Origin of the sequence: Streptomyces sp. NPDC001507 (assembly GCF_042894765.1) — a bacterium.
Lineage (GTDB): Bacteria > Actinomycetota > Actinomycetes > Streptomycetales > Streptomycetaceae > Streptomyces.
Genome location: NZ_JBIAVV010000002.1, coordinates 860,513 through 885,854 on the forward strand (window position 1 = coordinate 860,513; position 25,342 = coordinate 885,854).

At 73.0% G+C, this 25,342-nt stretch carries 27 protein-coding genes and 1 pseudogene; 19 read left to right on the forward strand and 9 right to left on the reverse strand.

Translation table 11 applies throughout. From position 1 onward, the window contains the following. Window positions 1-17: 17 nt before the first annotated feature. On the reverse strand, window positions 18-776 hold the full coding sequence (locus ACFY0K_RS10045) for a lysozyme (protein WP_390639402.1): 759 nt from the start codon (window positions 774-776) through the stop codon (window positions 18-20). Between the two features lie 206 nt (window positions 777-982). Here ACFY0K_RS10045 and ACFY0K_RS10050 point away from each other — a divergent pair, with 206 nt between their 5' ends. The 3 genes from ACFY0K_RS10050 (at window position 983) to ACFY0K_RS10060 (ending at window position 4,714) form a co-directional block, all read left to right on the forward strand. Continuing rightward, window positions 983-1,717 carry a class II aldolase/adducin family protein gene (locus ACFY0K_RS10050; RefSeq protein WP_390639403.1) on the forward strand — a complete coding sequence of 245 codons (735 nt, stop codon included), beginning with the start codon at window positions 983-985 and terminating at the stop codon, window positions 1,715-1,717. A 92-nt stretch (window positions 1,718-1,809) separates the two neighbouring features. Continuing rightward, entirely contained in the window at window positions 1,810-2,937 is a 1,128-nt protein-coding gene (locus tag ACFY0K_RS10055) for an alpha/beta hydrolase family protein (protein WP_390639404.1), read from the forward strand. A 388-nt stretch (window positions 2,938-3,325) separates the two neighbouring features. After that, window positions 3,326-4,714, forward strand: a complete 1,389-nt coding sequence (locus ACFY0K_RS10060; RefSeq protein ID WP_390639405.1) for a hypothetical protein — start codon at window positions 3,326-3,328, stop codon at window positions 4,712-4,714. A 63-nt stretch (window positions 4,715-4,777) separates the two neighbouring features. On the opposite strand, the gene ACFY0K_RS10065 is transcribed toward ACFY0K_RS10060, so the two are convergent. Continuing rightward, on the reverse strand, window positions 4,778-5,191 hold the full coding sequence (locus tag ACFY0K_RS10065) for a VOC family protein (protein ID WP_390639406.1): 414 nt from the start codon (window positions 5,189-5,191) through the stop codon (window positions 4,778-4,780). Between the two features lie 116 nt (window positions 5,192-5,307). Continuing rightward, window positions 5,308-5,803, reverse strand: a pseudogene (locus tag ACFY0K_RS10070) (neutral zinc metallopeptidase); the annotation flags it as partial. 282 nt (window positions 5,804-6,085) lie between these two features. Between ACFY0K_RS10070 and ACFY0K_RS10075 the strand changes: the two are divergent. The 4 genes from ACFY0K_RS10075 (at window position 6,086) to ACFY0K_RS10090 (ending at window position 10,110) form a co-directional block, all read left to right on the forward strand. After that, window positions 6,086-6,907 (forward strand): hypothetical protein, encoded by an 822-nt coding sequence (locus ACFY0K_RS10075; RefSeq protein ID WP_390639407.1) that lies wholly within the window; start codon window positions 6,086-6,088, stop codon window positions 6,905-6,907. A 92-nt stretch (window positions 6,908-6,999) separates the two neighbouring features. After that, a complete protein-coding gene (locus ACFY0K_RS10080; protein ID WP_351958496.1) occupies window positions 7,000-8,598 on the forward strand; it encodes an ABC-F family ATP-binding cassette domain-containing protein in 1,599 nt (532 codons plus the stop codon). A 361-nt stretch (window positions 8,599-8,959) separates the two neighbouring features. Further along, window positions 8,960-9,178 (forward strand): helix-turn-helix domain-containing protein, encoded by a 219-nt coding sequence (locus tag ACFY0K_RS10085; protein ID WP_046727957.1) that lies wholly within the window; start codon window positions 8,960-8,962, stop codon window positions 9,176-9,178. 128 nt (window positions 9,179-9,306) lie between these two features. Next, a complete protein-coding gene (locus ACFY0K_RS10090; protein ID WP_390639408.1) occupies window positions 9,307-10,110 on the forward strand; it encodes an enoyl-CoA hydratase/isomerase family protein in 804 nt (267 codons plus the stop codon). Between the two features lie 205 nt (window positions 10,111-10,315). Here ACFY0K_RS10090 and ACFY0K_RS10095 read toward each other — a convergent pair whose 3' ends face one another. Beyond that, window positions 10,316-11,014, reverse strand: coding sequence for a nucleopolyhedrovirus P10 family protein (locus ACFY0K_RS10095; RefSeq protein WP_390639409.1), 699 nt, complete (start codon window positions 11,012-11,014; stop codon window positions 10,316-10,318). 87 nt (window positions 11,015-11,101) lie between these two features. Here ACFY0K_RS10095 and ACFY0K_RS10100 point away from each other — a divergent pair, with 87 nt between their 5' ends. The 5 genes from ACFY0K_RS10100 to amaP all read left to right on the forward strand — a co-directional run bounded on the left by ACFY0K_RS10100 (window position 11,102) and on the right by amaP (window position 13,380). Continuing rightward, window positions 11,102-11,566, forward strand: a complete 465-nt coding sequence (locus ACFY0K_RS10100) for an Asp23/Gls24 family envelope stress response protein (protein WP_388597418.1) — start codon at window positions 11,102-11,104, stop codon at window positions 11,564-11,566. A gap of 72 nt (window positions 11,567-11,638) precedes the next feature. Further along, the gene (locus tag ACFY0K_RS10105; RefSeq protein WP_390639410.1) at window positions 11,639-11,833 is read left to right on the forward strand and encodes a hypothetical protein; all 195 of its coding nucleotides are present in this window, start codon (window positions 11,639-11,641) and stop codon (window positions 11,831-11,833) included. Further along, window positions 11,830-12,189: an Asp23/Gls24 family envelope stress response protein gene (locus tag ACFY0K_RS10110; protein WP_382732464.1), complete on the forward strand. Its 360-nt coding sequence runs from the start codon at window positions 11,830-11,832 to the stop codon at window positions 12,187-12,189. The genes ACFY0K_RS10105 and ACFY0K_RS10110 overlap by 4 nt, the downstream gene beginning before the upstream one ends. Next, complete coding sequence (locus ACFY0K_RS10115) at window positions 12,189-12,797, forward strand: DUF6286 domain-containing protein (RefSeq protein WP_390639411.1); 609 nt, start codon at window positions 12,189-12,191, stop codon at window positions 12,795-12,797. The genes ACFY0K_RS10110 and ACFY0K_RS10115 overlap by 1 nt, the downstream gene beginning before the upstream one ends. Window positions 12,798-12,801: 4 nt before the next feature. Then, the gene (gene amaP / locus ACFY0K_RS10120; protein WP_390639412.1) at window positions 12,802-13,380 is read left to right on the forward strand and encodes an alkaline shock response membrane anchor protein AmaP; all 579 of its coding nucleotides are present in this window, start codon (window positions 12,802-12,804) and stop codon (window positions 13,378-13,380) included. A 289-nt stretch (window positions 13,381-13,669) separates the two neighbouring features. On the opposite strand, the gene ACFY0K_RS10125 is transcribed toward amaP, so the two are convergent. The 5 genes from ACFY0K_RS10125 to ACFY0K_RS10145 all read right to left on the reverse strand — a co-directional run bounded on the left by ACFY0K_RS10125 (window position 13,670) and on the right by ACFY0K_RS10145 (window position 18,487). After that, the gene (locus ACFY0K_RS10125; RefSeq protein ID WP_390639413.1) at window positions 13,670-14,425 is read right to left on the reverse strand and encodes an SDR family oxidoreductase; all 756 of its coding nucleotides are present in this window, start codon (window positions 14,423-14,425) and stop codon (window positions 13,670-13,672) included. Between the two features lie 5 nt (window positions 14,426-14,430). Continuing rightward, on the reverse strand, window positions 14,431-16,215 hold the full coding sequence (locus tag ACFY0K_RS10130; RefSeq protein ID WP_390639414.1) for a glycoside hydrolase family 15 protein: 1,785 nt from the start codon (window positions 16,213-16,215) through the stop codon (window positions 14,431-14,433). A gap of 70 nt (window positions 16,216-16,285) precedes the next feature. Then, on the reverse strand, window positions 16,286-17,080 hold the full coding sequence (locus ACFY0K_RS10135) for an SURF1 family protein (RefSeq protein WP_390639415.1): 795 nt from the start codon (window positions 17,078-17,080) through the stop codon (window positions 16,286-16,288). Between the two features lie 49 nt (window positions 17,081-17,129). Then, window positions 17,130-17,363 (reverse strand): hypothetical protein, encoded by a 234-nt coding sequence (locus tag ACFY0K_RS10140; RefSeq protein WP_093508408.1) that lies wholly within the window; start codon window positions 17,361-17,363, stop codon window positions 17,130-17,132. A 134-nt stretch (window positions 17,364-17,497) separates the two neighbouring features. Next, window positions 17,498-18,487 carry a DEDDh family exonuclease gene (locus tag ACFY0K_RS10145; protein WP_390639416.1) on the reverse strand — a complete coding sequence of 330 codons (990 nt, stop codon included), beginning with the start codon at window positions 18,485-18,487 and terminating at the stop codon, window positions 17,498-17,500. Between the two features lie 223 nt (window positions 18,488-18,710). Here ACFY0K_RS10145 and ACFY0K_RS10150 point away from each other — a divergent pair, with 223 nt between their 5' ends. The 7 genes from ACFY0K_RS10150 (at window position 18,711) to ACFY0K_RS10180 (ending at window position 25,309) form a co-directional block, all read left to right on the forward strand. Beyond that, window positions 18,711-19,514 carry an acetoacetate decarboxylase family protein gene (locus ACFY0K_RS10150; protein WP_390639417.1) on the forward strand — a complete coding sequence of 268 codons (804 nt, stop codon included), beginning with the start codon at window positions 18,711-18,713 and terminating at the stop codon, window positions 19,512-19,514. After that, a complete protein-coding gene (locus tag ACFY0K_RS10155) occupies window positions 19,514-20,398 on the forward strand; it encodes an SDR family NAD(P)-dependent oxidoreductase (RefSeq protein WP_390639418.1) in 885 nt (294 codons plus the stop codon). The genes ACFY0K_RS10150 and ACFY0K_RS10155 overlap by 1 nt, the downstream gene beginning before the upstream one ends. A 13-nt stretch (window positions 20,399-20,411) precedes the next feature. Beyond that, a complete protein-coding gene (locus tag ACFY0K_RS10160; RefSeq protein ID WP_390639419.1) occupies window positions 20,412-21,698 on the forward strand; it encodes an amidohydrolase family protein in 1,287 nt (428 codons plus the stop codon). Further along, the gene (locus tag ACFY0K_RS10165) at window positions 21,695-22,921 is read left to right on the forward strand and encodes an amidohydrolase family protein (RefSeq protein ID WP_390639420.1); all 1,227 of its coding nucleotides are present in this window, start codon (window positions 21,695-21,697) and stop codon (window positions 22,919-22,921) included. The genes ACFY0K_RS10160 and ACFY0K_RS10165 overlap by 4 nt, the downstream gene beginning before the upstream one ends. A 45-nt stretch (window positions 22,922-22,966) precedes the next feature. Continuing rightward, window positions 22,967-23,680, forward strand: coding sequence for a VIT family protein (locus ACFY0K_RS10170; RefSeq protein WP_351958508.1), 714 nt, complete (start codon window positions 22,967-22,969; stop codon window positions 23,678-23,680). 100 nt (window positions 23,681-23,780) lie between these two features. Next, window positions 23,781-24,647 (forward strand): sterol desaturase family protein, encoded by an 867-nt coding sequence (locus ACFY0K_RS10175; RefSeq protein ID WP_351958509.1) that lies wholly within the window; start codon window positions 23,781-23,783, stop codon window positions 24,645-24,647. Then, the gene (locus tag ACFY0K_RS10180; RefSeq protein WP_390639421.1) at window positions 24,644-25,309 is read left to right on the forward strand and encodes a lysoplasmalogenase; all 666 of its coding nucleotides are present in this window, start codon (window positions 24,644-24,646) and stop codon (window positions 25,307-25,309) included. Before ACFY0K_RS10175 ends, ACFY0K_RS10180 begins: the two co-directional genes overlap by 4 nt. Window positions 25,310-25,342 lie beyond the last annotated feature (33 nt).

The window sequence follows — 25,342 nt, forward strand, 5'->3', positions numbered from 1 at the left end:
CCCGGTCGCCCCTTGGTTCAGCGGCCCAGGGCGAACGCCTTCAGGCGGCCCGCCGACCCGTTGAAGAGATTCTGGTCACCCGGCAGGCTGCCGTTGTTGTCGTACTGCCAGAAGGTCCACGACGACCATCCGGCCGGCAGTGTCCCGGCGTCCGCCGCGCCGTGGCGGGCGATCCACAGCGCGTGGTCGGCGGCGAAGGCGCTGCTGCCGCCGGTGCAGAGGTTCCACCAGTTCGTGGTCGTGTAGATCACCGGCCGCCGGCCGGTCTCCCGCTCCAGCTCGTCACTGAAGGACCTGATCCACTCGACCATCCGGGAGCTGCTCAGCCCGTAGCACCTGTGCTTCTTGTCGTACGGGTTGTACTCGACGTCGAGCGCGGGCGGCAGCGTCCAGCCGTCCGCCGTCCAGGTGCCGCCGTGGCTCACGAAGTACGCGGCCTGCCGGGCGCCCGACGACTTGTCCGGCAGGGCGAAATGGTACGCGCCCCGCCTGATTCCGGCCTCGCGCGAGCCGTTGTACTGCTGGTCGAAGTACGGGTTGCGGTAGGTGGTGGACTCGGTGGCCTTGATGTATACGAACCTGGCGCCCTTCGCCCGGGCGCCCGGCCAGTCGACGTTCTTCTGGTGCGAGGAGACGTCGTGCCCCTTCGGCGGGCTCGCCGCGGACGCGGGCGTCCCGGCGAACGCGGTCGCGGCGGCCGCGAGGGCGAGCGCCGCCACGGACGCCGCGAGGACGCGGACGCGGTGGCGAGACGACGGAATACGGTCACGGGCCATGTTTCCCCCCGGAATGGCGACGTGTAGGAAAAATCGTCCAGAGATTAGTGGAAGATCGGCGTATCCTCGGCGATCTTCGGCCAAGCCTGGCCAAGCCGGGAAATCGCCCTCTCTGTGATGGTTTGCGCTCTACAGGATTCGGGACGTCCGGCCTAAAGTGCCCTGCCGTGCGGGCTGGTTGGGGCATCGCCTGACAGGATCGGGCCATGGCTGAACAGCGGCGGGACCAGCGTGGCGGACGGGACGGACGGGCCGGCGCACAAGGTGTGTCGGAGCCGCGAAGGCGGGATGCGCGCGCGGAGGAGGCGGACGCCTGGCTCGAACTCGTCGCCACCGCCCGCCGCGCGGTCTCCGACGGGCTGGTCGTCGGCACCTCCGGCAACGTCTCCGTCCGCGTCGGCGACACCGTGCTGGTCACGCCGTCGGGCGTGCCCTACGACCGGCTCGGTCCGCACGACGTGACGGGCGTCGACCTCGCCGGCCGCCGGGTGCTCGGCACCCGGGTCCCGACCAGCGAGCTGCCGATGCACCTCGCGGTCTACGGCAGCACCGACGCCGGGGCCGTCGTCCACACCCACGCCGTCCACGCGACGGCCGTCTCCACGCTCGTTGCCGAACTGCCGGCGATCCACTACATGTCCGCCGCCCTCGGCGGCGCGGTCCGGGTTGCCCCCTATGCGACGTACGGCACCGACGAGTTGGCCGAGAACATGCTCCGCGCCCTGGCCGACCGCTCCGGCTGCCTCCTCCAGAACCACGGCACGATCACCTACGGCGCCACCCTCACCCAGGCCTACGACCGCACCGCCCAGCTGGAGTGGATGTGCCGCCTGTGGCTGACGGCGTCCGCGGTACCGGGCCTGACCCCGAGCCTGCTCTCCCCGGACCAGGTGGCCGAGGCCGGGGAGAAGCTGAGGGGATACGGGCAGACGGAGGGGTGAACCCCGGCAGGGCGGGAAGGCGGACCCAGTGGCTTCGTCGATTTCTCCCTCCTCCACTGGCCGCCGCCGATGTCCGCCCCGACACTGGACAGGTGCGCCCAGTCAAAGTCACGGCCGCTGCCGTCGGTGCCGTACTCGCCGCCGGTGCGGCCGGCGTGGCCGCGGGGCGGTTCGCGAGTGACGCCGCGCTGAAGGCACCGCCCGGCCGGCCCCTGCCCACCGAACCCCGGCTCACCGTGCACGGCACCGCGGCCGGCCGCATCACCCTCACCCGCGACCTCGCCTCGCTGCGCCCCGGCACCTACGGGCTGGCCGGCGACGGCTCGCACGCGGTGGTCGGTGCCGTCCTGGAATCCGCCGCGAACACCGCCGACACTGTCGTGCGGCGACTGGAGCGGGTGACCCACGGCACCTTCGAGACCGGCGACCGGGCCTGGCTCACCGCCAACGTCCACGTCGGCAACCCGGGCACGGCTCTGGGCCTGGAGTACGCCGACATCGACCTGCCCGGCGAACTCGGCCCGCTGCCCGCCTGGTTCGTGCCCGGCCAGCGGGACACCTGGGTGATCGCGGTGCACGGCCTCGGCACCACCCGCGAGCTCGCCATGAACGTCATGGCGTTCCTGCACGCCCGGCACCTGCCGGTGCTCGCCCTCGCCTACCGCGGCGACCTCGGCGCCCCGCGCCCGCCGGACGGGCTGAACCACCTCGGTGAGAGCGAGTGGCGCGACCTGGACGCGGCGATCCGCTACGCCGTCCGCTACGGCGCCCGCCGCGTCGTCCTGCACGGCTGGTCCACCGGCGCCACCATGGCGCTGCGCGCCGCCGCCCACTCGGCACTGCGCGAGCGGATCTCCGGCCTCGTCCTGGACTCCCCGGTACTCAGCTGGGAGGCCACCCTGCGCGCCCTCGCCCAGGCCCGGCACACCCCCGAGCCCCTGCTGCCGCTCGCGGTACGCGCCGCCCAGGGCCGCGCCGGCCTGCACGCCGACCACGCCGCCGACCCCGTCGACCCGGACCAGCTCACGGTGCCCACCCTGATCGTGCACGGCCCGGACGACGCGGTTGCCCCCTGGGTGTACTCCCGCTGGCTCGCCGAGCGGCGCCCCGACCTGGTGGCCCTGCACACCGTCCCGGACGCCCCGCACGGCGCCATGTGGAACGCCGACCCGGAGGAGTACGAGGAACGGCTGCGCCGATTCCTCACGCCCCTGATGTGATGCGCCCCGGCGCGCGCTCCACGGGCGCGCGCCGGGGGAGCGCGCGCCGGGGCGAGAGTCCCCTGGCATCCTGTGGCGCCCCCGATGTGATTCTTCCCGCACCCGCCGGTCCTTCCCCTCCGCGTCCCCGCCCGCTCCCCGCCCCGAGCCGGCAACCCTGGTTCCGGCCGGTTCCGGAGGTTCCGTTTAACGCCGTACCACTGGCCTGAACGTGTCTCCTCGCCTCCCCTCGCACCGCGTGCGTTGGCCAGCCCCGTCGCCCGCCGTGACATTCCGTTTGGGTTTTCGGACCGTCAACCGGAAGACTGCACCCGTGACGTCCCGTATCCCGCGCGACTCAAGGCTTCGACTCGTCCGAACGCGACCCCTGGCCGCCGCCCCCCGAGCGATGAACCAGCGGCCCGCGCGCCGCCCCGCACCACGCCCGCCGGAGGGCACCCCGGCCCCCGCCGAGCTGGCCAGAATGGCACGCTCCGGCCTGGCCGGCGCGGCCCGCGTCGCCCGCTGGGCCGACGCGGCCCTCGGGCCGGGCAGCGACGGTGCGACCGCCGACGGCAAGGCCACGCTCTCCGACGCGTCCGCCGAACGCGCGTCCGACGACCTGGGCCTGACCACCGCTCAGGTCCGCGCCGACTGGGACACCGCCCGCCTCGCAGGACTGGTCGAGGTGCACGGGGACAGCGCTCGCCCCGGCTGGCGTCTGCGCGCCTGGGACCGCGACGACAGCGCCGTGCTGCGCGGCTGGGTCGCCCTGTTCGACGCCTGGTCGCTCGCGTACCCGGAGCCCGCCGCGTTCGAGCCCGCCGCCGTCGCCGAGGTCGTCTCGGCCATGCCCCAGGTGCTCTCCTTCCTCCAGCTGTCCGCCGGTCCCGTCCCGGTCGAGCAGCTCCTGGACCTGCTGGGACAGCGGGTCACCGAACTGCGCACCGAGCGCTGCGAGGTCCCCTACGACACGGAGCACGGCACCGGGACCGCCCGCCCCCTCGCCGCCGTGCGCTCCGCCGACGCCGACCCGGCGGAGCACGCCCCGGCCGAGGACCCGGCCCCCGCCGACGAGGCCGAGCTCGCCCCCCTCCTCGACTGGGCCCTGCACGCCCTCGCCTCCGTCGGCGCGCTGACCTACGGCGACGGCCAGGCCACCCTCACCCCGCTGGGCAGCTGGGCGGTCTGGGTCAAGCTGGAGCAGATCTGCGTCGCCGCGCAGAGCCCTGCGGGCAACATCGAGGTCGCCGCCGAGGAGATGCTGCGCGGCTGCGCCCAGCTGCGCCCCAACGCGGCCCGCGCCGAGTACCGCGCCTGGCTCGCCGCCCGCCCCGTCGGCAGCGCCGTCACCGAACTCGTGGACGCCGCCCGCGGCGAGGACGCCCTGCTGCGCGGCCTCGCCTTCGAGGCGCTGCGCGTCGTCGGCGCCCCCGCCGAACCCGACGTCCGCGCGGTCGTCGACGAGCCGACCCTGCGGCCGTACGCCCTGCTGTGGCTGGCCGAGCACGACGGGGTCGACCCCGAGGACGCCCACGAGGTGCTCACCCGGGAGGAGGCCACCTGGCTCTGGGTGGACACGGCCGCCGCGGTCGCCGACCACGGCGAGGCACCGCTGCTCGTCCGCCACCTGGAGGCGGCGCTGCAGCCCACCGTCCCGGCGCTGCTCGACGAGGTCCGTGCCGTCGGCCATCCGCGCACCGTGCAGGTCCTGGTCGCGCTCGCCGCCGCCCACCCCGACCCGGCGCTGGCCAAGGCCGTCCGCCGGGCCGCCTTCCAGGTGCACACCGGAGGCTGAGCGCGGCCTCGGAAGCGCCGCGAGCTGCCCCCGGCGCCCCCTACGGGCCGCTGCCCGAACAGTTCAGCCGGCTATCTCCGGGGCGTACGTGCCGAAGCTCCAGATGTTGCCCTCGACGTCCCGTGCCATGTAGTCGCGCGAACCGTAGTCCTGATCGGTCGGGGGCATCAGGATCTCGGCGCCGTGGTCGACGGCGCGTTGGTGGTGTGCGTCGACGTCGTCCACGACGATGTACACGCCGGTCGGACCGCCGCCCTCCATCGCCGCGTCGAACCGGCCGCCGCGGCCCCTGGAGCCGAGCATGACCGCGCCGTTGCCCTGCATCAGCTCGGCGTGGAGCACCATCCCGTCCTCACCCTCGTACACCGACAGTTCGGTGAAGCCGAAAGCCTCCGTCAGCTGCTTGATCGCCGCCTTCGCGTCCGTGTAAAGCAGCGACGGATAGATGCTCGGCCGCCCGCCACTCGTGCCCGCCATCCCGATCACTCCCTCGTGCGTCGGTCCCCCGAAAGCCGTCGTTCCGGCCTGGTCCCCAGTCTTGCACCCGGCACTGACAACGCCCCCGGCTCGTACCGTCGTTGCAGGTCAGCAGCTCACCCGAAGGTGTCGCGGCGCGCCATGTCGCCGCTCCGGTAGCCCTGGCAGAACCACTGCTGCCGCTGCTCGGCCGACCCGTGGGTCCAGGTCTCAGGCGTCACCCGGCCCTGGAACCGCTCCTGGATCCGGTCGTCGCCCACGGCCCCCGCCGCGTCAAGACCGTCCCGGATGTCCGCGGTCGTCAGGCTGGTGATCAGCGGGCGGCCGGTCTACTCGTCCTTCGTGGCCGTGGCGAGGTGCGCCCACACCCCGGCGTAGCAGTCGGACTGCAGCTCCAGCCGCACCGAATTGCTCTTCACACCCGTCAGGTTGGACTGCGACCTGCGTAACGTGCCCATCAGGTCCTGCACATGGTGCCCGTACTCGTGCGCCACGACGTACGCCTGCGCGAACGGCCGCCGCTCGCGCCGACTCGGACCGCAGTTCGTCGAAGAAACCGAGGTCCGGATAGACCGTCCGGTCGCCGGGGCAGTAGAACGGCCCCACCGCCCACGGTCTTCCTGCCGCCCGGGATCCGGCTGCCCGGCACGTCCTGCACCTCGGAGGTGTCCAGGTTCGCGTCGTCGTCGAACTGCACGGGGCACCGCCTTCTGCTCGCACCGTCCCCCGCCACCACCTTGCGGCAGCCGCGCCGCCACTACGTGCCGATGACCGGACCGCCGCCCGAACGGGCGACGTCCCGCCCCGCCCCCCGCGTCACGCACGCCCGTCCGCCGCGGGCGTGGCTACGCTCTGCGCCTGACCCGTGGCACAGGGGCGCCCGGCCGGGCACCGATGTGGGAAGGAGCGGCCGTTCTGCGGCACAGGAGAACCGCGCCACCCGAGACCGGAGCCCTCCTGGAGCAGTCCGCCACGGCCCGCCGGGAGCGGCCCCCGGCCACCTTCCCGCACCGGCCCGCGAGCGCCCTCCCGAGGACGCCCTCCGCCCGCCGGCCCGTCAAGCGCCTTCTCGCCCTCGCCCTGTTCCTGGCGGCCGGGATGCTCGCCGTCGCCCACCAGATCCGCCCCGCCCCCTACGGCGACCACCTCACCTCCGGCCCGCCCGCGCACACCGCACGCGCGCGTGGCGGCGTCGTCGAGGCGTACGACGGGCGGACCCTGCGCTGGCGGTACGCGCGCCCGGGCCGGCGCCCGCTCACCGTGCTGCCCACGCGCGGGCAGGCGATCACCGTCTGGGACGACGGACTCGTCACCGACACCGACGGCCGCTCCGTGCGCTGGCACCGCGCCCTGCCCGCGGCGACCGACTGGCTGCGCGCCCGGGGCGGCGCCGGCGTCCTGCGACCCCTGGGCCGCGGCATCCTCGCGGTCGTCACCCCGTCCCGGATCGCCGCGTACCGCACCGCCGACGGCGACCTGCGCTGGGTGCTGCCCGCCCGCGCGGGCTGCGCCTTCCGCCCCGAACGTGCCGTACGTCACGGCCACGCCCTGCTCGTCGCCCAGCCGTGTGCGCGGGGCGCCTGGACCGCGCAGCTCGTCGCCGTGGACGACCTGGGCGGAATCGCCCCGCACCGCACCCCGCTGGGCAACGAGCCGCCCCGCGCGGGGCGCCCCGAACACCCGCGCACCGAAAAAGCGCTTGCGCCGCCCCGTTAGACTTGGCCCATGGCCATTCTCCTCGCGCATTAGACGGCGGGAACGTCCTCAGCCGTCCACCCGTCAGTATCCGTACGCTCTGGAGTCTGTCCGTGATCTCCGCCTCCGGTATCGAGTTGCGCGCCGGTGCGCGCGTCCTCATCGAGAACGCCACGTTCCGTGTCGCCAAGGGCGACCGCATCGGTCTGGTCGGCCGCAACGGCGCCGGCAAGACGACCCTCACCAAGGTGCTGGCCGGCGACGGCATCCCCGCCGCGGGCACCGTCACCCGCTCCGGCGAGGTCGGCTACCTCCCGCAGGACCCCCGCACCGGCGACCTCGACGTCCTCGCCCGCGACCGCATCCTCTCCGCCCGCGGCCTGGACGTCCTGATCCGCAAGATGCGCGAGAACGAGCAGCGCATCGCCAACGGCCAGGGCGCCACCCGCGAGAAGGCGCTCAGGCAGTACGAGCGCCAGGAGACCGAGTTCCTCACCAAGGGCGGGTACTCCGCCGAGGCCGAGGCCGCCACCATCGCCGCCGCGCTCAACCTGCCCGACCGGGTGCTCGGCCAGCCCCTGCACACGCTCTCCGGCGGTCAGCGCCGCCGTATCGAGCTGGCCCGCATCCTCTTCTCCGACGCGGACACGCTCCTGCTCGACGAGCCGACCAACCACCTCGACGCGGACTCGATCGTCTGGCTGCGCGACTACCTGAAGACCTACCGCGGCGGCTTCATCGTGATCTCCCACGACGTCGACCTGGTCGAGACGGTCGTCAACAAGGTCTTCTACCTGGACGCCAACCGCTCCCAGATCGACGTCTACAACATGGGCTGGAAGCTCTACCAGCAGCAGCGCGAGGCCGACGAGAAGCGCCGCAAGCGCGAGCGTGCCAACGCCGAGAAGAAGGCCGCCGCACTGCACTCCCAGGCCGACAAGATGCGCGCCAAGGCCACCAAGACGGTCGCCGCGCAGAACATGGCCCGCCGCGCCGACAAGCTGCTGGCGGGCCTGGACGCCGTCCGTGTCTCCGACAAGGTCGCCAAGCTGCGCTTCCCGGAGCCCGCGCCCTGCGGCAAGACCCCGCTGACCGCCGAGGGACTGTCGAAGTCGTACGGCTCGCTGGAGATCTTCACCGACGTCGACCTGGCCATCGACAAGGGCTCCCGGGTCGTCATCCTGGGCCTCAACGGCGCCGGCAAGACCACCCTGCTGCGTCTCCTCGGCGGCGTCGAGCAGCCCGACACCGGCGAGGTCATCGAGGGGCACGGCCTCAAGCTCGGCTACTACGCGCAGGAGCACGAGACCCTCGACCCGGACCGCACGGTCCTGGAGAACATGCGCTCGTCGGCGCCCGACATGGACCTCGTCGAGGTCCGCAAGGTGCTGGGCTCGTTCCTGTTCTCCGGCGACGACGTCGACAAGCCGGCCGGGGTCCTCTCCGGCGGCGAGAAGACCCGCCTCGCCCTCGCCACCCTGGTCGTCTCCGCCGCGAACGTCCTGCTCCTGGACGAACCGACCAACAACCTCGACCCCGCCAGCCGCGAGGAGATCCTCGGCGCCCTGCGCACCTACAAGGGCGCCGTCGTCCTCGTCACCCACGACGAGGGTGCCGTCGAGGCGCTGCAGCCCGAGCGGATCATCCTGCTGCCCGACGGCGTCGAGGACCTGTGGGGCGCCGACTACGCGGATCTGGTCGCCCTCGCCTGAGAACCGATCCCGTCGCCGTGCTGTGATCGAATGCCTGATCCACTGGCTATGGATCATTCGGCCTATCGGTGATCCATCATCTGTGTGAGATCTCCTCGTATCGAGGTGTGTCCTACATCGATTTCGCGGCCGATCCCTTTGTCGACAGGGGATCGGCCGTTCTGCGCGCCTGACCTGGCACTTCACGGAAGAACCCGTTCGGGCTCACGGACGACCCGTGGCGGAATCGCGTATTCCGCATGTGGGGATGCACTCCTGTCGTCACAACGATGTCTCACGGACCTTGCCGAATGGGTGGCCATCACGCCCCGGAGGGGTGATCATGAGGGGACCAGAGCGCACTTCCCATGAGGAGGCACGGGTGGCCGAGACTCTGAAGAAGGGCAGCCGGGTGACCGGCGCCGCGCGCGACAAGCTCGCGGCAGACCTGAAGAAGAAGTACGACTCCGGTGCGAGCATTCGGGCACTGGCCGAGGAAACCGGCCGCTCGTATGGCTTCGTCCACCGGATGCTCAGCGAGTCGGGTGTCACGCTGCGTGGGCGTGGCGGGGCGACGCGGGGCAAGAAAGCCGCGTCCTGACCCCGGGCGGCCCATCGGCTTCGATGGTGGCCACCCGGTCGGTCGAGTGATCGGCCGGGTGGTTACTGTGCAGTCACTTAGCATGCCGTACGGCAATGCGTGATGACCGCACACATCGGAGGCGCCCCATGGCTTCGCCCGACCAGGACCTCGCTCCTGTACTCGACAAGGACGGCGTACGGCTCACCGTCGACGACGCACTCGCCACGGTGACGCTGACCAACCCGGCCAAGCGCAACGCCCAGAGCCCCGCACTGTGGCGGGCGTTGGCCGAGGCCGGGCGGTCGCTGCCAGGGTCGGTCCGGGTGGTCGTGCTGCGCGGTGAGGGACAGTCCTTCTCCGCGGGCCTCGACCGGCAGATGTTCACGCCGGAGGGGATCCCCGGCGAGCCGACCTTCATCGAGCTCGCGCGCCGTGACGACGCCGAACTCGACGCGTCCATCGCCGAGTTCCAGGAGGCGTTCACCTGGTGGCGGCAGAGCGACATCGTGTCGGTCGCCGCCGTGCAGGGGCACGCCATCGGGGCCGGCTTCCAGCTGGCCCTCGCGTGTGACCTGCGCGTCGTCGCGGACGACGTGCAGTTCGCCATGCGCGAGACGAGCCTCGGGCTGGTGCCCGACCTGACCGGCACGCACCCGCTCGTCTCCCTGGTGGGCTACGCCCGTGCGCTGGAGATCTGCGCGACCGGACGCTACGTCCAGGCCGAGGAGGCGGTGGCCTCCGGGCTGGCGAACGTCGCGGTGCCGGTGGGCGAACTCGACGCGGCGGTACGGGACCTGGCCGGGGCGCTGCTGGCCGCGCCGCGGGATGCCGTCGTGGAGACCAAGGCGTTGCTGCGGGGCGCGAGTGGCCGCACGTACGACGAGCAGCGGGCCGCGGAGCGGCAGGCGCAGGCTCGGCGGCTGCGGGACCTGGCCGGGGTGGGCGAGTAGGTCACCGGGGGCCGGTGGGGCAGGTGCGCAGTTCCCCGCGGGCCGGTGGGGCAGGTGCGCAGTTCCCCGCGGGCCGGTGGGGGCTGGTCGCGCAGTTCCCCGCGCCCCCGACGGGGCGCTGCAGCCCCGCGCCCCCGACGGGGCGCTGCAGCCCCGCGCCCCTTACGGAGGGCCTCAGCCCCCGCGCCCCCTTACGGGGCCTGTTTCAGGCGACGCTCGTCACCAGCACGGCCACCGTCGGCCGGTCGGCGAGCGCCTCGCCGACCGCCGTACGGACCCGGCGGGCCACCTCCACGGCTCGCGGGCCGTCGTCGGTCAGGGCCACTTCCACCCGCACGTGCCGGCGCGGCAGCGCGGTGTCGAAGTGGACCTCCCGGCTCAGTGCTCCCGTCACCCGGGCCACCCCCGGCACCGCCAGCGCCGCCGCCGTCACCCGGGCCCCCTCCGGATCCGCTCCCTCGCGGACCGACGGCGGCCGGGGCGCGGATACGGTCTCCGGTTTCGCCGGCTCCTCCGTCAGCAGGTCGGTCACCCGCAGGTCCGTCTCGACGACCGACAGCCCCAACCGCTCCGCGGCCGCCGCCAGTGCCCGGCGCAGCCGGGACGCGGTCGCGGGCAGCGGCTCTGCGGCCGTCGCCGCGAACTCCGCCGACAGCCGCAGCGGCCCCGGCGGCACCGCCCCGGGCGGCGCCGGTACGACGGCCTCCGCCACCTCCGCCGGATCGGCCAGAGCGATCCGCACCGCACCGAGCCGCACCCCCGCCACCCCGGCCGCCGCCCGCCGCAGGACCGCGTCCGCCGCCGGCTCCGTGAGCCACGCCCCGTCCTGCGGCCCGCCCAACGGGAGAAGCCTGCCCAGGTCCAGCAGGTGCCGCAGCGTGTCTGTCCGTCGCTCCGCCGTCATTGCTCCAGCCTGCCGCATCTCCGGGGCAGGACAGGACATCCGCACGTACCGTGGTCGCAGGACGACGACGGGAAGGGACGCACGGCGATGACGGAGATGGCGGCGGAGCCCGAGAAGGACCCGACGGTACAGACCCGGAAGACCGTCAAACGCGGCGGCGGCGACCCGGCGACCCGCGGACGGACGACGATCGCCGACGGAGTCGTGGAGAAGATCGCCGGACTGGCGGCCAGGGACGTGGTCGGGGTGCACGCGATGGGCAGCGGCCTCGCCCGCACCTTCGGCGTGGTGCGCGACCGGGTGCCCGGCGGCTCCAAGTCCGTGAGCCGGGGCGTGAAGGCCGAGGTCGGCGAGGTGCAGACCGCGCTGGACCTGGAGATCGTCGTGGACTACGGCGTGTCGATCGCCGACGTGGCCCGCGCGGTCCGGGAGAACGTGATCGCCGCCGTGGAGCGCATGACCGGTCTCGAAGTGGTGGAGGTCAACATCGCGGTGAGTGATGTGAAGCTTCCGGAGGAAGAGGAAGAAGAGCCGGAGTCCCGGCTCCAGTGACCGCCGACCGGGACCGCCGACCGGGACCGCCGACCCGGAACTGTCGACCGGGACCGCTGAGGGGAGCGCACCATGAGTACGGCCGTCGTAGGCATGATCGCCGGCATGGCGCTGGGCTTCGCCGGGTACTTCGGCGGGTTCGGCGCCTTTCTGCTGGTGGCGGCGCTCGGGGCCATCGGGTTCGTCGTCGGGCGGTTCGCGGAGGGGGACCTCGAACTCGGCGACTTCTTCCGCACCCGTGACGACCGGCGCGACCGCAGGCGATGACCCCCGCGAGCGGTGGGACGCGTGGCGGCCCGACGGCCGTGGCGCCCGGCGAGCGGGGCGCCGTCCGGATCGCCGACCGGGTGGTGGCGAAGATCGCCGCGCAGGCGGCCCGCGAGGCGCTCGGTCCCCTCCCGAAGGACGCCGTGCCTCCGCACGCCACCGTGGTCACGCACCACGACACGGCCCGCGTCCGCATCCACCTCGAACTGGACTACCCGTCCGACATCGGTGCCCGGTGCGCGGCCGTGCGTCGACATGTGGTCGAGCGGGTAGGCGCGTTGGTGGACATGGACGTCCGGGAGGTCGCCGTCCAGGTCGAACGGCTGCACCCGGACCGGACGCAGGGGAGGGCGTGATGAGCACGGAGCAGACACCGGTCATCGAGAAGCCACCGGCACCGGCCGCCGCACCGCCGGCCGGCCGCGAGCCCCGCTTCTGGTCCCCGCGCCGCGCCCCCGCCACCCTGGTCGCGGTGCTCGTCCTGGTGACCGCGGGCGCCTTCCTGTACGACATCGGCGCCGTACGGGCCCGCCACCCCGCCATGCACTGGCGTCGCGAACTGGCCCGTCAGCTCGCGACGCAGCCGCTCGACGCCACCTGGGTCCTGGTGGGCGCGGGCATCGCCGCGGTCCTCGGCCTGTGGCTGCTCGCCCTGGCCGTCACGCCCGGCCTGCGGGACCTGCTGCCCATGCGGCGCACCCACCCCGACGTCCGCGCCGGGCTGCGCCGTGACGCGGCCGAGCTGCTGCTGCGCGACCGGGCCATGGAGATCTCCGGCGTGCGCCGGGTGCGGGTACGGCTGCACCGGTCCCGCGCCCACGTCCTCGCCGTCTCCCACTTCCGCGAACTCGACGAGGTGCGGGACGACCTGGATGCGGCCCTGACCGACGCGATCCGCGCCATGGGGCTGGCCCACGCACCCGCCCTGAACCTGCAGGTGATCCGCCCCGGCCGGAAGGGGTGACGTCGTGCTCGGCACCGTCAACCGCGTACTGCTCGCCCTCGCGGGCCTCCTGCTCCTCGCCCTCGGCGGCTCCGTCCTGGCCGTCGGCCTCGGCGCCCCCTCCCCGTCCTGGTGGATTCACCACGGCCGCCACGACGTCCTGCTCACCACGGCCGAGCGCACCCGCTGGCGCGCCGAGGGCTGGTGGTGGCCGACGGTCCTGGCCGCACTGGCCGTGCTGTTCCTGCTCTCGCTCTGGTGGCTGACCGCCCAACTGCGCCGGCGCCGCCTGACCGAGGTCCTGGTGGACACCGGAGACGGTGAGAACGCGCTGCTGCGCGGCCGGGCCCTGGAGACCGTCCTGGCGACGGACGCAGCTCGCCAGGAGGGCGTCTCCCACGCCCAGGCGGTCCTGAGGGGCACGCGCACGGCCCCGGAGGTACGGGTGTGGCTCCAGCTGGAGCCGGACGTGGCCCCGGGGGAGGCCCTGGACGCCCTGACGGCTCAGGCCCTGACCCGCGCCCGGGACTCGGCGGCCCTGCGGAAACTTCCCGCGGAGGTCCGGCTGACCTCGGTGAAGCACCGTGCGGAAAGGGTGACCTGACAGGCCGTCCGGGGACGCGCGCGCGGCGGCCGGCTTGCCGCCCGTTCCGTGGGTTTGCGCGCCCTGCTCGCGGGCGGCACCGAACCGAGGTCGGCCGGACGGTCCCGCGACGCGCTGTCCTTCTGCGTCAGCGCCTACGCGCTGGAGCAGTCCCTGGCCCGGCGGCAGCGCCGGGACCGGGGACCAGGACCGGGTGCTCAGACGCGAGGCGTTGCCGGACCGCTTCGAGTTCGCCCCCGGCCTGCTCGTGAACAGTCCGCGGCCCGCGTCCGGTCGACCCGCGGCAAGGTCAGAACCCGTGCCGCATCCCCCCGTCCACGGGCACCATGATCCCCGTCAGATAGGACGCGGCCGGAGACAACAGGAACGCCGCCACCCGCCCGAACTCCTCCGGCGTCCCGTACCGCCGCAACGGAATCCGCGACTCGTGCTCGGCTCGCGTCGCCTCCGGGTCGGCGGACATCGTGTCCAGCTCCCGTACCCGGTCCGTGTCGATCCGGGACGGCAGCAACCCCACCACCCGGATCCCGCGCGGCCCCAGTTCGTCCGCCAGGGACTTGGCGAACCCGGCGAGACCCGGCCGCAGCCCGTTGGAGATCGTCAGCCCGGGAATCGGCTCGTACACCGACGCGGACAGCACGAACCCGATGACGCCGCCGTCCCCCAGCTCGGCCGCGGCCGCGCGGGCGAGCCGTACGGCCCCCAGGAACACCGACTCGAACGCGGCCTGCCAGTGCTCGTCCGTGTTGTCGGCGACGAACCCGGCCGGCGGGCCGCCCACGCTCACGAGGATCCCGTCGAACCCTCCGAAACGCTCACGCGCGGCCGCGATCAGCCGCTCCGGCGCCGCCGGGTCCGCGTTGTCGACGCCCATGCCCACCGCGTTCGGCCCCAGTTCGGCCGCCACGTCGGCGGCCCGCTTCTCGTCGCGGCCGGTCACCACGACCTTCGCCCCGTCCGCGACCAGCTCGCGCGCGGCCGCGTGCCCCAGCCCGCGGGTCGCTCCGGTGACGACGTACACCCGGTCCTTCAGTCCAAGATCCATGGCCCCTATCCTGCCTGCTCGCCGCCGAAGAGCGTGAGAGCGGTGTTCACCAGTCCGATGTGACTGAACGCCTGCGGGAAGTTGCCCAGCTGACGCCCGGTCTCCGGGTCGTACTCCTCGGACAGCAGACCCACGTCGTTGACGAGCCCCACCAGCCGTTCGAAAAGTTCCTTCGCGTCGTCGGTGCGGCCCGTCATGTGCAGCGCGTCGGCGAGCCAGAACGAGCAGGCGAGGAAGGCGCCCTCGCCGCCGGGCATCCCGTCGACGCCGATCGCGTCGGTGTCGTAGCGGCGCAGGAACCCGCTCTGGCCCAGGTCGTCGCGGATGGCGTCCACCGTGCCGACCACCCGGGGGTCGTCCGGAGGCAGGAAGCCGACGCGCGGGATCAGCAGCAGGGCGGCGTCGAGTTCGCGCGAGCCGTAGTACTGCGTGAAGGTGTTGCGCTTCGGGTCGTAGCCCTTCTCGCACACCTCCCGGTGCACCTCGTCGCGCAGCGCGCGCCATCTCGTCAACTCGCCCTTGAGCTCCGCGTGCTCCTCCAGGGTCCGTACCGCCCGGTCCGCGGCCACCCACACCAGCACCTTGGAGTGCACGAAGTGGCGACGGCCGCCGCGTACCTCCCACAGCCCCTCGTCCGGCTGCCGCCAGGCCTTCTCCAGGAACTTCATCAGCGCGCACTGGATGGCCCACATGTGCGGCTTGGTGGGCAGGCCGGCGGTGCGGGCCAGCGACAGCGAGTCCATCACCTCGCCGTACACGTCCAGCTGGAGCTGGTCGACGGCACCGTTGCCGACGCGTACCGGCTTCGAGTCGGCGAAGCCGGGCAGCCAGGGCAGCTCGAACTCGGGCAGCCGGCGCTCGCCCGCGAGGCCGTACATGATCTGCAGGTCCGCCGGGTCGCCGGCGACCGCTCGCACCAGCCAGTCGCGCCAGCGCTCGGCCTCCTTGTGGTAGCCGGCCGCGAGCAGGGCGCCGAGGGTGAGGGTGGAGTCGCGCAGCCAGCAGAACCGGTAGTCCCAGTTGCGCACCCCGCCCGGCTCCTCGGGCAGTGAGCTGGTCGCCGCGGCGACGATGCCGCCGGTCGGCTCGTAGCTGAGCGCCTTGAGGGTGATCAGGGAGCGTATGACGGTGTCCCGGTGCGGGCCGCGGTAGGTGCAGCGGGCGGTCCAGCGCCGCCAGCCGGTGACGCTGGACCGCAGCGCCTCGTAGGGGTCGACGAGCGGCGGCCGCTGCTGGTGCGAGGGGTGCCAGGTGAGCACGAACGCGACCCGCTCGCCCGCCGCGACGGTGAACTCCGAGTGCGTGCCGAAGTCCTCGCCCCAGGTCCGTACGGACGGTTCGCTGCGCAGCCACACCGAGTCGGGACCGGCGACCGCGACCCGGTGAGCGCCGGAGCGGCGCATCCACGGGATGACCGAGCCGTAGTCGAAGCGGAGCCGGAGCGTGCTGTGCACGGTGACGCGACCGCTGACGCCCTCGACGACGCGAACGACGTCGGGCGCGTGCTCGCGCTGGGGCATCAGGTCGGTGACGCGGACCGTGCCCTCGGCGGTCTCCCACTCGGTGTCCAGGACCAGGGTGTCGGGCCGGTAGCCGCGCCGGGTGCAGGTCGTGGCGCCGCTGGGAGCGATCCGCCAGTGGCCGTGGTCCTCGTCGCCCAGGAGCCTGGCGAAGCAGGCGGCCGAGTCGAAGCGGGGCAGGCACAGCCAGTCGATGGAGCCGTCCCGGCCGACCAGGGCAGCGGTCTGCTCGTCGCCGATGAGCGCGTAGTCCTCGATGCGTCGGTCCACGGGTGCCGGTTTCCCTGCCGACCGGGGGGCCAATCAGGGGGTGGGCCGGGGGAGTGACGCCGTACGGAGCTCAGACGGCGGCCGGTTCGGCCGCCTCGGCCGTCTCCTGCTCCGCCGCCTCCGTACGCGTGCGTGCCTCCCGGCGGGCCAGCACGAAGAAGCCGTAGGGGACGCCCGCCGCGAACAGCCACCACTGGATCATGTACGCGTAGTTCAGCGGCGCGTCTTCCTTGCCCGGGTCGGAAATCTGTTCCGGGGTGTCGCCCTTGGGCTCGGGCGCCGTCTGCTGGATGTAGCCGCCGAGCACCTGCTTGCCGAGCCGGCGCGCCTGCTCCTCGCTGTTGATCAGCATGATCTGCCGGTCGGGCAGGCCCTTGAGGTCCTTGATGCCGCTCGCCGCGGTGGTCTCGTCGGGCATCAGCCGGCCCTGGACGGTGACCTTGCCGGCCGGCGGCGCCGGGACCTTCGGGAAGGTGGTCTGGCTCGGGGCGTCGGACGGGATCCAGCCCCGGTTGACCAGCAGCACCTTGCCGTCGGTCAGCACGAAGGGGGTGAGAACGTGGTAGCCGACCTCGTCGTCCGAGTTGGTACGGCGGCGGACGACGACCTCGTCGGCGGTGTCGAAGGTGCCGGTCGCGGTGACGGTGTGGTACCGCTCCTTGCGGGTCACGGCGTGCCCCGGCTCGGTCACCTGTTCCACCGGCACCGGCTTGGCGCCGAGGGCGTCGGCGACCAGCTGGTTGCGGGCGCTGCGCTCCTCGTACCGGTGCTTCTGCCAGATCCCGAGCCGGATCATCGTCGGGATCAGAAGCAGCGAGATGAGGGTGAGGATCACCCACTGCCGAGTCAACAGGAAGCGGTACACCCCACGACCGTACAACTCGGTCGTGGGGCGCGTTCGGGCGGGTACCGGGTCAGACGCGGTCGACGATGCCCGCCTTCCCGGCCTCCCGGGCGCAGTGGGCGCCGCAGAACCACTGGTTGTCCGCCTCCACGCCCTGGCCGATGATCGAGACCTTGCAGTGCTCGCAGACCGGGGCCATGCGGTGGATCGCACAGGAGAAGCAGTCGAAGACATGGACCGCGCCCTGCGCGTGCACCTCGAAGGTCATTCCGTAGTCATTGCCGCAAACTTCACATTTCGCCATGCGCCACAGGGTGGGCGGTCGGCCGCGCGCGGGCGAGCGGGCGCCGGGCGAGTCGTGCGGCAATCACCCGTCCGTACGGCCCGTGTGGACGGGCGTACGGCCCCTGCGGACGGGTGTACGGCCCGCGCGGGCGGTCACTGCTCCGTGGCCGGCGCCACGTCCCGCAGCAGCTGCCCGAAGGCCGCCTCGTCGACCACGGGCGTCCCGAACTGGCGGGCCTTGAGGACCTTCGAGGTGCCCGAGTCCGGGTCGTTGGTGACGAGCAGGCTGGTGAGCCGGGAGATGCTCGTCGAGACGTGCAGACCGGCCTCGACGGCCCGGTCCTCGAGGAGCTCCCGCTCGATCGAGGTGTCCCCGGAGAACGCCACCCGCATGCCCTGCTTCAGCGGTCTGCCGTCCTCGTACCGGCCCGGGTTCGGGTAGGGGCACGCCGGGCGCTTGCGGGACGGCCGCCAGCCGCCGGGCCGGTAGCCGCCGTACCCGCCGCTCGCCTGGGGCCCGATCCGGGGCGTGTCCGACCACTCGGTCAGGGGGCGGCACTCCAGGAGCGGCAGCCGTACGTTGCCCGCCGCCGCGGCCCGCAGACTGGGCCGGAACGCCTCCGCGAGCACGCGCGCGTCGTCCAGTGCGTGGTGCGCCCGCCGCTGCACGACACCGAAGTGCGCCGCCAGGGTCTCCAGTTTGTGGTTGGGCAGCGGCAGGTCCAGCTCCTTGGCGAGCGCGATCGTGCACAGCCGCTGCCGCACCGGGGCCTCGGCCTTCGCGCGCGCGTACTCCCGTGCGATCATCTGCCAGTCGAAGACCGCGTTGTGCGCGACCAGCACCCGCCCGTCCAGCCGGGCCGAGAACTCCTCCGCGATGTCGGTGAAGAGCGGCGCGCCTTCGAGCACCTCGCTCGTCAGGCCGTGGATCCACACGGGACCCGGGTCGCGCTCGGGGTTGACCAGCGTGTACCAGTGGTCCTCGACCTCGCCGCGCTCGTCCAGCCGGTAGACGGCCGCGCTGATTATCCGGTCGTCCCGGGCCAGTCCGGTGGTCTCCACGTCGACGACGGCGTACCCCTTGGGGTATGCGGCGGGCCACGGGGTGCCGGGGGACACTGTGGTCGTGCGGTCTTCGAGCATGGTCATTGAGGATACGGGCCCGCACCGACAGCCCGGACCGTCAGGGCGCCCGCCGTGGCCGCCCGTTCGCATGCCCTGATGCCTCGTCCGAGCTGACGGCCCGTCGCACGGCTGCGGATTTTGTCCTGATCGCCCTTCGCGCGGCTATGGACCTTTTCGCCGCCCGGTGCAAACGTGCACCCCGCCATGAGCACGGACGGCCGGCGGAAGGGCGGTACGGCGGATGGCACGCGTACGGTACGGCGCTCGGACCGGGGCGGAGATCGCGGCCGCGCGCCCCACGAAGCTCCCGGACGTCTGGTCCACCGGGGTGGTGGCCGTCTGGGAGACCGACCCGGACGCGGTCGCGGCCGTGCTGCCGCCACCGCTCAAACCGACCGGCCGACCGCTGGCCCGGGTCAGCATCAGCAAGGTCGAACTGCCCGGATACCCGCTCGGCGCGGGCTCGTTCGCGGTCGCCGCCGCGCACGGCACGGTCGAGGGCTGGTACCCGCTGGTCATGCCGATGACCCACGAGCGCGCCCTCACCGGCGGCCGCGAGGTCTTCGGCGAGCCCAAGAAGCTCGGCGAGGTGACCGTCGAGCGGGAGGGCTCGCGGGTCCGCGCGGCACTCGCCCGGCACGGCGTCGCCTTCGTCGAGGTGCGCGGCACGGTCGACGGCCCGCTGCCGCTGCCCGAGCCCGCCCCGAAGACCGACTTCTACTTCAAGTTCCTCCCGGCGGTGGACGGTTCGGGCTTCGACGGCGACCCGCTGCTGGTGCACTGCGTCCGCGAGGAGAAGGTCCGCAGGCTGGACCGCGTCACCGGCGAGGTGATCCTCCGCGAGTCGGCGTACGACCCGGTCGCCGACCTGCCGGTGCTGCGCCTGCTGGACCTCACCCTCGGCGAGAAGACCAGCGGCCAGCGCGGCCGGATCGCCGAACGGGTCGACCCCCAGGCCCTGTTGCCGTACGTCCACCAGCGCTACGACGACCCGGGCCAGGTCCACGACGCGCCCCCGCGGGACAGCGAGGGGAGCGGGTCCTGATGGAGCTGCGCGAAGGACAGGTCGCCGTCGTCACCGGCGCGGCGAGCGGCATCGGACTCGCGATGGCCAGGAGGTTCGCCGCCGAGGGGCTGAAGGTGGTCCTCGCCGACGTGGAGCCGGCCGCCCTGGAGAAGGCCGCCGCCGGACTGCGCGTGGAGGGCGCCGACGTGCACGCGCGCGTGGTCGACGTCGGCGTCCGCGAACAGGTCCTGGAGCTGGCCGAGACGGCCTACGACACCTACGGCGCGGTGCACGTCCTGTGCAACAACGCCGGGGTCGGCTCGGGCGCCGAGGGCCGCATGTGGGAGCACGAACCGAACGACTGGAAGTGGGCGTTCGAGGTCAACGTGTGGGGCGTCTTCCACGGCGTCCAGGCTTTCCTGCCCAGGATGATCAAGTCGGGTCAACCCGGTCACGTGGTCAATACATCCTCCGGTGACGGCGGTATCGCCCCGCTGCCCACGGCTTCCGTGTACGCGGTCACGAAGGCGGCCGTCGTCACGATGACCGAGTCCCTGTACGCCCACCTCAGGGCGGAGCACGCGCGCGTGGGCGCCTCGGTGCTCTTCCCGGGGCCGCACATGCTGCGCACCGGCCTGTGGGAGTCGCATCGCAACCGCCCCGACCGCTACGCCAAGCAACGGCCGCGCCGGACGCCGTACCGCAGCCTCGACCAGTGGGAGGCGGCGATGCGGGCGGCGGGCAAGGAGGTCGCCTTCACGCCCGTCGAGGAGGTCGCCGGGTTCGTCGTGGCGGGCATCCGCGCGGACCGCTTCTGGCTGCTGCCGGAGAGCGGGCACAGCGACGCCCAGATCCGGGCCAGGGCGCGCTCGATGCTGGACCGGACGAACCCCTCGTACCTCGAAAGCTTCATCCTGGACTGAACAGGGGGCAGTGGTGACCGCGTACGACGACCCATACCTGATCATCTCCTCCGACTGCCACGCCGGGCTGCCCACGGAGGAGTACCGGCCCTATCTGGACGCCCGGCTCCACCGGGACTTCGACGAGTTCCTCGCCGGGCGCGAGCGCCGCCGGGAGGAGATGACCCGGCTCGGCATCCGCAACGAGGCGTTCGCGGCCAAGTGGTTCCAGGACCACGAGGAGGGGCTGCGCGGGGGCTGGGACGCCGGGCAGCGGGTGAAGGAGCTGGACGGCGACGGGGTGGCCGCCGAGGTGGTCTTCCCGGACGCCGACGCGGTCGACAGCCGGACCGCCGCGCCCTTCGGGGTCGGCCTCGGCCTGTCCGGGGACCACGACCCGGAGCTCGGCATGGCCGGTGCGCAGGCCCACAACCGCTGGCTGGCCGACTTCGTGTCCGAGCACCCCGAACGGCACTGCGGGGTGGCCCTGCTGCCCGTCACGGCCCCGGTGGACCGTGTGGTCGCCGAGGTGCACCGTGCGAAGGAGTCCGGCCTCGGCGCCCTGATGATCCCCGCCATGTGGGTCGACAGGGAGCCGTACCACGACCGCCGTTACGACCCCGTCTGGGCGGCCGCCGCCGAGTGCGGGATGCCGGTCCTCACCCACTCCGGCGCGGCTCCGCGCCACGAGTACGGCGACCATCTCGGCATCTACGTCAGCGAGGTGACGTGGTGGCCGGCCCGCCCGCTGTGGTTCCTGCTCTGGTCCGGCGTCTTCGAACGCCATCCCGGACTGCGCTTCGGCATCGCGGAGTCGGGCTGCTGGTGGCTGCCGAACCTGCTGTGGTTCATGGACCGCCTCTACCTCGGCGCGCACGGCGGCAAGAAGCTCTCCCCCTTCGAGGAGATGAAACGCCCGCCGCACGAGTACCTGGACCGGCAGGTCTTCGTCTGCGCCACCAACACCAAGCGCCGGGAACTCGCCCAGCGCTACGAGATCGGCGTCGGCAACATCCTCTGGGGCAGCGACTTCCCGCACCCCGAGGGCACCTGGCCCGACACGCGCGCGTGGCTGCGCCGCACCTTCCACGACATCCCGGTGACCGAGACCCGCCGGATGCTCGGTCTCGCGGCCGCCGAGGCCTTCGGCTTCGACGTGGACCGCCTGACACCGCTGGCCCGGCGCATCGGCCCCACTCCGTCGGACCTCGGCCAGCCGGCCGACCAGCCGGCCGTGGCGGCGTCCTGGGCGCGCTCGCGCGAGGTGGGCCGCCACTGGCTGACCGGCAACGACTTCCCGGCTCTGGGGGTGACGTCGTGAGCGACGACCGCTACACGGTGATCTCGGCGGACTGCCACGCGGGGGCCGACCTCCTCGACTACCGCCCCTACCTGGAGAAGCGGTACCACGACGACTTCGACGGGTGGGCGGCGACGTACGTCAACCCGTACGAGGACCTGCTCGCCGACTCGGCGGACCGGAACTGGAACTCCGCGCGGCGGCTCGCGGAGCTGGAGGAGGACGGGATCGTCGCGGAGGTGATCTTCCCGAACACCATCCCGCCGTTCTTCCCGTCCGGTTCCCTCATGGCCCCCGCGCCGACGGCGGCGGAGTTCGAGCGCCGCTGGGCGGGCCTGCGCGCCCACAACCGCTGGCTCGCCGACTTCTGCGACGCGGCACCGGGGCGCCGGGCGGGCGTCTTCCAGATCCTCCTCAACGACGTCGAGGAGGCGGTGAAGGAGATCCGGTGGGCGGCCGGGGCGGGCCTGAAAGGCGGCCCGATGCTCCCCGGCACCCCGCCCGGCTCGGGCCTGCCCGAACTGCACGCGCGCGTGTACGACCCGATCTGGGCCGTCTGCGCGGAACTCGGCGTCCCCGTCAACCACCACGCGGGTTCCGCATCCCCGCCGCTCGGCGACGAACCGGCGGCCCGCGCGGTCTTCATGGTCGAGACGACCTGGTTCTCGCACCGCGCGCTGTGGCACCTGGTCTTCGGCGGCGCCTTCCGCCGCCACCCGGAGCTGAAACTGGTCCTGACCGAACAGGGCTCCGGCTGGATCCCCGGGGTCCTGGCCATGCTGGACTACTACCACGGCCGCCTGCTGGCGGCGGCGCGGGCGACGACCGCGGAGGCGAAGTTCGGGGTGGGCCTCGCGGAGGCGACGGGCAGGCCGCCCTCCGAGGTGTGGCACGAGAACTGCTTCGTCGGCGCCAGCTTCATGCGCCCGCACGAGGTGCCGCTGCGCGACCGCATCGGCCTGGACAAGATCATGTGGGGCAGCGACTACCCGCACGACGAGGGCACGTACCCGTACACCCGGGAGGGCCTGCGCTTCGCCTTCGCCGGCGTCCCGCAGGACGAGCTCGCCGCGATGCTCGGCGGCAACGCGGCCCGCGTGTACGGCTTCGACCTGGATCTCCTGGACCCGATCGCGGCGAAGGTGGGACCGACGGTGGCGGAGATCGCCGAACCGCTGCCGGACCCGCCGGCGGACGCGACCAGCCCGGTGTTCGCGCGAGGGGCCTCGGTCCGGGTCTGGTGACGTCGGTGCGGCGCCGATCGGCCCCGGGGTGCGATCCTCCCTGCTGTGACCGAACCTACGCACGACGACGAGGCCCACGGGGGAGCGCTCGGCTCCCGGCTTAACTGGCTGCGGGCGGCCGTCCTGGGCGCGAACGACGGCATCGTGTCGACGGCGGGCATCGTCGTCGGCGTCGCGGGCGCCACGGCCGACCGCAACGCCCTGCTGACGGCGGGGCTCGCGGGCCTGCTCGCCGGATCCATGTCGATGGCGGCGGGGGAGTACGTCTCGGTGTCCACCCAGCGTGACTCCGAGCTCGCCGCGCTGGCGCTGGAGAAGCGGGAGCTGAAGGAGCAGCCCGAGGCGGAACTGGAGGAGCTGACCGAACTGCTGGAGCGCCGCGGCCTGTCCCGGGAGGTGGCCCGCGAGGCGGCGGTCCAGCTGACGGAACGCGACGCCCTGAGGGCCCACGCGAGGGTGGAACTGGGCATCGACCCCGACGAGCTGACCAACCCCTGGACCGCGGCCCTCGCCAGCTTCCTGGCGTTCACCGTGGGGGCACTGCTCCCGCTGCTCGCGATCGTCCTGCCGCCCTCCGACTGGCGGCTCCCGGTGACGGTGGGCTCGGTGCTGGCGGCGCTGGTGCTGACCGGCTGGGCCAGTGCCCGCCTGGGAGCGGCCGCGGTAGGCCCGGCGGTGCTGCGCAACGTCCTGGGCGGAGCGCTGGCCATGGGGGTCACGTACGCGGCGGGCAGGCTGCTGGGGGCGGCCGGGGTCTAGCCCGTTGGCGGAGATCGCCAACAAGCAAGCGCATACCGACGGTAATACTTGTGGGTAACAACGTCTAGCCGCGGTCGACCTACGGTTCTACGGTGCCCACATGCCGAACCTGCCCGATGTCGTGACGTGGTCGATACCCGCCTTCGTGCTGCTCACCGTGATCGAGGTGATCAGCTACCGCATCCATCCCGACGACGACGAGGCCGGGTACGAGGCCAAGGACGCGGCCACCAGCATCGGCATGGGACTGGGCTCGCTCGTCTTCGACTTCGTGTGGAAGATCCCGATCGTCATGATCTACACGGCGGTGTACGAACTGACCCCGCTGCGCGTCCCCGTCCTGTGGTGGACGGTCCCGCTGATGCTGCTCGCGCAGGACTTCTTCTACTACTGGTCCCACCGCGGTCACCACGTCATCCGCATCCTGTGGGCCTGCCACGTCGTCCACCACTCCAGCAAGAAGTTCAACCTCTCCACCGCGTTGCGCCAGCCGTGGACCTCGCTGACCGTCTGGCCGTTCTACGTCCCGCTGGTGGCCGTGGGGGTGCACCCGGCCGCGCTCGCCTTCTGCTCCTCCGCCAACCTGGTCTACCAGTTCTGGATCCACACCGAACGCATCGACAAGATGCCCCGGTGGTTCGAGTTCGTGTTCAACACGCCGTCCCACCACCGCGTGCACCACGCCTCCCAGGGCGGCTACCTGGACCGCAACTTCGGCGGGATCCTGATCGTCTGGGACCGGCTGTTCGGGTCCTGGGTGGCGGAGACCGAACGGCCCGTGTACGGGTTGACCAAGAACATCAACACGTTCAACCCCGTCAAGGTGGCCACCCACGAGTACGTCGCCATCGCCAAGGACATCAGGGCCGCCCGCAACTGGCGGGAGCGGGCCGGGCGGGTGTTCCGGGGGCCGGGCTGGGCGCCGGCGCCCGCCGTGGCGCAGACCGAGGAGTCCGTGGCCGCGTGAGGGCGTCCCGGGAGCTGCTCGCCGCCTTCGCCCTCGCCGTCTTCCTCGACCTCGCCTTCCTGGCCGTCGGCTTCCGCACCGGGCACGTCGTCGCCAAGGTGCTCCTGATGCCCCTGCTCGCCGCGTCCGCCGCCCGCGCGGGCGCCCCGCGGCTCCTCGTCGCCGCCCTGCTGTGCGGCTGGGGCGGCGACGTCCTGCTCCTCTCCGGCGCCGAACCCGCCTTCATGGCGGGCATGGCCTCCTTCGCCGCCGGGCACGTCTGCTACCTCGTCCTCTTCCGCCGCCAGGGCCCGCCACACGCGCGTGCGCGTCTGCTCGGCCTCGCCTACGCGGCCGCCCTCGTCACCCTGGTCGCCCTGCTCTGGCCCGACCTGCCGGCCGGCCTGCGCGTCCCCGTGGCCGGCTACAGCACCCTGCTCACCGCCATGGCGTACACCGCCGCCGGCCGGCTCGGCCCGGCGGCCGCCCTCGGCGGCGCGCTCTTCATGGTCTCCGACACGCTGATCGCGACCGGTGTCGCCGACTGGCCGCAGCTGCCGCGCTCCGACTTCTGGATCATGCTCACCTATGCGGCGGCACAGTTCCTGCTGGTCCGTGGCACCCTCGACGCGCGCCGGGTCCCGGCCGCGGCGTACCGTGAAGTGCGCTCGACCACCCCCTGAGCGCACCCACGCCACCGCACGAGAAGGACCCTC